This window comes from Bradyrhizobium sp. SHOUNA76 (assembly GCF_023006445.1).
GTDB lineage: Bacteria > Pseudomonadota > Alphaproteobacteria > Rhizobiales > Xanthobacteraceae > Bradyrhizobium.
In genome coordinates, this window is sequence record NZ_JALBHA010000608.1 from 1 (window position 1) to 3397 (window position 3397).

4 protein-coding genes and 1 pseudogene are annotated in these 3397 nt (G+C 64.6%); all 5 read right to left on the minus strand.

Annotated features, from left to right (window positions below; all coding sequences use genetic code 11):
• Nucleotides 1–100 precede the first annotated feature (100 nt).
• Nucleotides 101–412 (minus strand): annotated as a pseudogene (locus tag MOV74_RS34240) (DUF4164 family protein); the annotation flags it as partial.
• A 32-nt stretch (nt 413–444) separates the two neighbouring features.
• The gene (gene rlmH, locus MOV74_RS34245) at nt 445–927 is read right to left on the minus strand and encodes a 23S rRNA (pseudouridine(1915)-N(3))-methyltransferase RlmH (protein WP_246931392.1); all 483 of its coding nucleotides are present in this window, start codon (nt 925–927) and stop codon (nt 445–447) included.
• 111 nt (nt 928–1038) lie between these two features.
• Nucleotides 1039–1395 carry a ribosome silencing factor gene (gene rsfS, locus MOV74_RS34250; protein ID WP_027515020.1) on the minus strand — a complete coding sequence of 119 codons (357 nt, stop codon included), beginning with the start codon at nt 1393–1395 and terminating at the stop codon, nt 1039–1041.
• 214 nt (nt 1396–1609) lie between these two features.
• Nucleotides 1610–2254 carry a nicotinate-nucleotide adenylyltransferase gene (locus MOV74_RS34255; protein ID WP_246931393.1) on the minus strand — a complete coding sequence of 215 codons (645 nt, stop codon included), beginning with the start codon at nt 2252–2254 and terminating at the stop codon, nt 1610–1612.
• Nucleotides 2255–2274: 20 nt separating this feature from the next.
• Nucleotides 2275–3397, minus strand: a 1123-nt coding sequence (locus MOV74_RS34260) for a glutamate-5-semialdehyde dehydrogenase (protein WP_246931394.1), incomplete at its 5' end; no start/stop codon positions are given.

A 3397-nucleotide genomic window follows, 5' to 3' on the forward strand; every position in this document is an offset into this window, starting at 1 on the left:
ACCAGCATGGAGCCCATCAAGCGCATCGTCATCGACGATCGCTCGCGGCTGCCTGGACGGTTCTTCGGACGCTTCGCGACTTCGGCAACGTCAGAGCTTACGCGCGCAGCCGTGCTTCGGTCTCGTCGATCTTGGTCTCCACGCTGCGCACATTGGCGGCGGTGTCGATCAGCTGCTGATTGAGCTGGGTGCGGTCCTGGCCGAGCGCGGTGATCTCGGCCTTGAGCTTGGCCTGTGCTTCCTCCGCGCTCTTCTGCCTGGCGCGGGCGGCTTCCAGCTCCTGCTCGCGCTGCTTGATGGCATCGGGCGAGACGGCTGCGGTCTGCGGCGCCGGCGTTGCCGTCTGAGCTTGCGCGAGGCTTGCGCCGGCAACGCTTGTAATCAGCAACAGGTTGAGGAGCGGCGCTCGCATCGTGTCGGCAAAGGTGCTCGTTGTGGCGCGCATCACGCGCGGTGATAGGGGTGGCCGGCCAGAATGGTGGCGGCCCGATAAAGCTGTTCCAGAAGCATGACGCGGACCATTTGGTGCGGCCAGGTCGCAGAGCCGAACGCGATCGCGAGCTTGGCCTTACGGCGCAATTCGGGCGAAAGTCCGTCCGCCCCTCCGATCACGAAGATAGTATGTCCGGCGCCTTCGTCGCGCCAGCGGCCGAGATGCCGTGCGAATACGGTGGAATCCAGATTCTGGCCGCGCTCGTCCAGCGCCACCAGGATCGACTTTTCCGGAATATGGACGGAGATCGCCGCGGCCTCCTCGCTCATCCGCGTCGCGGTGTCTCGCGCGCGGCTTTCGGGGATCTCGTGGACCAGGAGCTCGCGGAATCCGAGCTTGCGGCCGGCCTCGTCGAACCGCTCGAAATAGCGGTCGGCAAGCTCCCGTTCGGGGCCTTGCTTCAGCCGGCCCACCGCAATGACAGCAACACGCATGATATCTTCAGGGGCTGATATCTTCAGGGTCGCGTTTTCAAGATCGCGCGCAATAAGCGCGCGCACGACGCTAGCATGCGCGTCAGCCGATTCGAAATCGGCCCGATGAGCCTAGATCGCCTTCGCCGCCCCTGGGCCCTGCGTGTACAATCGCTCGAGATTGTAGAACTCGCGGACCTCGGGTCGGAACACGTGCACGATCACGTCGCCGGAATCGATCAACACCCAGTCGCAATTGGGCAAGCCCTCGACGTGGATGTTCTTGATGCCGTTTTCCTTGAGGCCCTTGGCGACGTTTTCCGCGATCGCGCCGACGTGCCGGTTCACCCGGCCGGTGGTGACGATCATGTAGTCGGAGTACGCCGATTTGCCGCGAAGGTCGATGGTGACCGTCTCTTCCGCCTTCATGTCGTCGAGGCGGGAGAGGATCAGGCTCAGCGTCTTGTCGGCGTCGGGTTGCGCCTTCAAGGCCGCAGCTTTGGTCGATGTTTTACGCGCCGGCTTGGCAACCTTGGGTAAAACAGACTCTGTCTTGGACAATACAGATGTGGTCAGGGACCATTCCTTTCACTGTATCGCGAACGCCGAATCCGACGCTCACTGGTTACACTACATCATGTGGGGTTAAGGGTTTCAATATGCCAGAGAGCCCGAAGTCCACACCACTTCGGCATACTCTGACTCACTTCGTACCTTTCCAGCTCCCGTCCGGGTTCCGCAGGCCCGTCGAGGAGAGATTCAGCTTCAATCCGGTCAAAAACACCCAGGACGGCGGCCTCCGGTCCGCCAGCAGTGCCGCTTTTTCCTCGGGAAGGCGGTAGCGCGATAATGCCTGTCCCGCGGGGGAGGCGAGGGCGCGAAAACTCTGCGGCGGGCGATCGATGATGGCCATCGGCACCTGGGCGGCGATGCGCCGCCAGTCCTGCCAACGGTGGAATTGAGCGAGGTTGTCGGCGCCCATGATCCAGACAAAGCGCAAGCCAGGGAAGCGGCGGCGCAAGATGTTGATCGTGTCGATAGTATAGCGGGTACGAATGACGGATTCGAGACAGCTGACCTCGATGCGCGGATCATCAGCGACCTCGCGCGCCGCCTGCATGCGCGCGCCGAGCTCATGCAGCGCGCCGTTCTCCTTGAGCGGGTTGCCAGGCGTCACCAGCCACCAGACGCGATCGAGTTGCAATCGCTTCAGCGCGAACTGGCTAATGGCGCGATGGGCCTGGTGCGGCGGATTGAACGAGCCGCCGAGCAGGCCGATGCGCATGCCCTCCGTGGTGGGCGGGACCGCTTGCGCCGGGAAACGCGGCACGACGAAATTGTTGCTCAATGCCCGCCCCGCGACGTTGCTTACGGCCGCGTCTGCCCGGTGCCGCGAACGCGATATTTGAAGCTCGTCAGCTGCTCGGCGCCGACAGGGCCGCGAGCGTGGAAGCGGCCGGTGGCGATGCCGATCTCGGCGCCGAACCCGAACTCGCCGCCATCGGCGAACTGCGTCGAGGCGTTGTGCAGCACGATCGCGGAATCGACCTCGTTCAGGAATTTGTTCGCAGCCGCCCCATCCGCGCTCACGATCGCATCGGTGTGATGCGAACCGTGGTTCTGGATGTGCGCGATCGCGCCGTCGACGCCGTCCACCACCTTCGCCGCGATGATCGCGTCGAGATATTCGGTGTCCCAATCATCTTCGCTCGCAGGTTTTACGCGCGCATCCGTCCTTTGCACTGTTTCATCCCCGCGCACCTCGCAGCCCGCCTCGATCAGCATCTCGACCAGCGGCTTCAGGTTTTTGCCGGCAGCAGCGCGATCGACCAGCAGCGTCTCGGCCGCGCCGCAGACGCCGGTGCGGCGCATTTTTGCGTTCAGCACGATCGACTTCGCCATGGCAAGGTCGGCGCTGGCATCGACATAGACGTGATTGACGCCTTCGAGATGCGCAAACACCGGCACGCGCGCTTCCTGCTCGACGCGTGCAACGAGGCTTTTTCCCCCGCGGGGCACGATCACGTCGACGGCGCCGTTCAACCCCGACAGCATCATGCCGACCGCCGCGCGGTCGCGCGTCGGCACCAGCGTGATCGCGGCTTCAGGCAGGCCCGCTTCGCGCAGGCCTTGCACCAGGCAGTCATGGATCGCGCGGCACGACCGGAAACTGTCGGAGCCGCCGCGCAGGACCACGGCATTGCCGGATTTCAGGCACAGCACGCCGGCGTCCGCCGCGACGTTGGGCCTGCTCTCGAAAATCACTCCGACGACGCCGAGCGGCACGCGCACCCGCTCGATCGTGATGCCATTCGGCCGCTGCCAGCTCTCGGTGACGATGCCGATCGGATCGGCGATGCCGCGCACGATGCCGACGCCTTCGGCCATCGCCTCGACCCGCGACGGCGTCAGCGTCAGGCGGTCGATGAAGGAGGAGGTGGCGTTACTGGAGGCGCGGGCCTCGGCGACGTCCTCGGCATTGGCGGCGAGG

Coding starts and splice junctions, on each gene's coding strand:
- rlmH (WP_246931392.1), bottom strand. CDS start 927: ATGCGTGTTGCTGTCATTGCGGTGGGCCGGCTGAAGCAAGGCCCCGAA.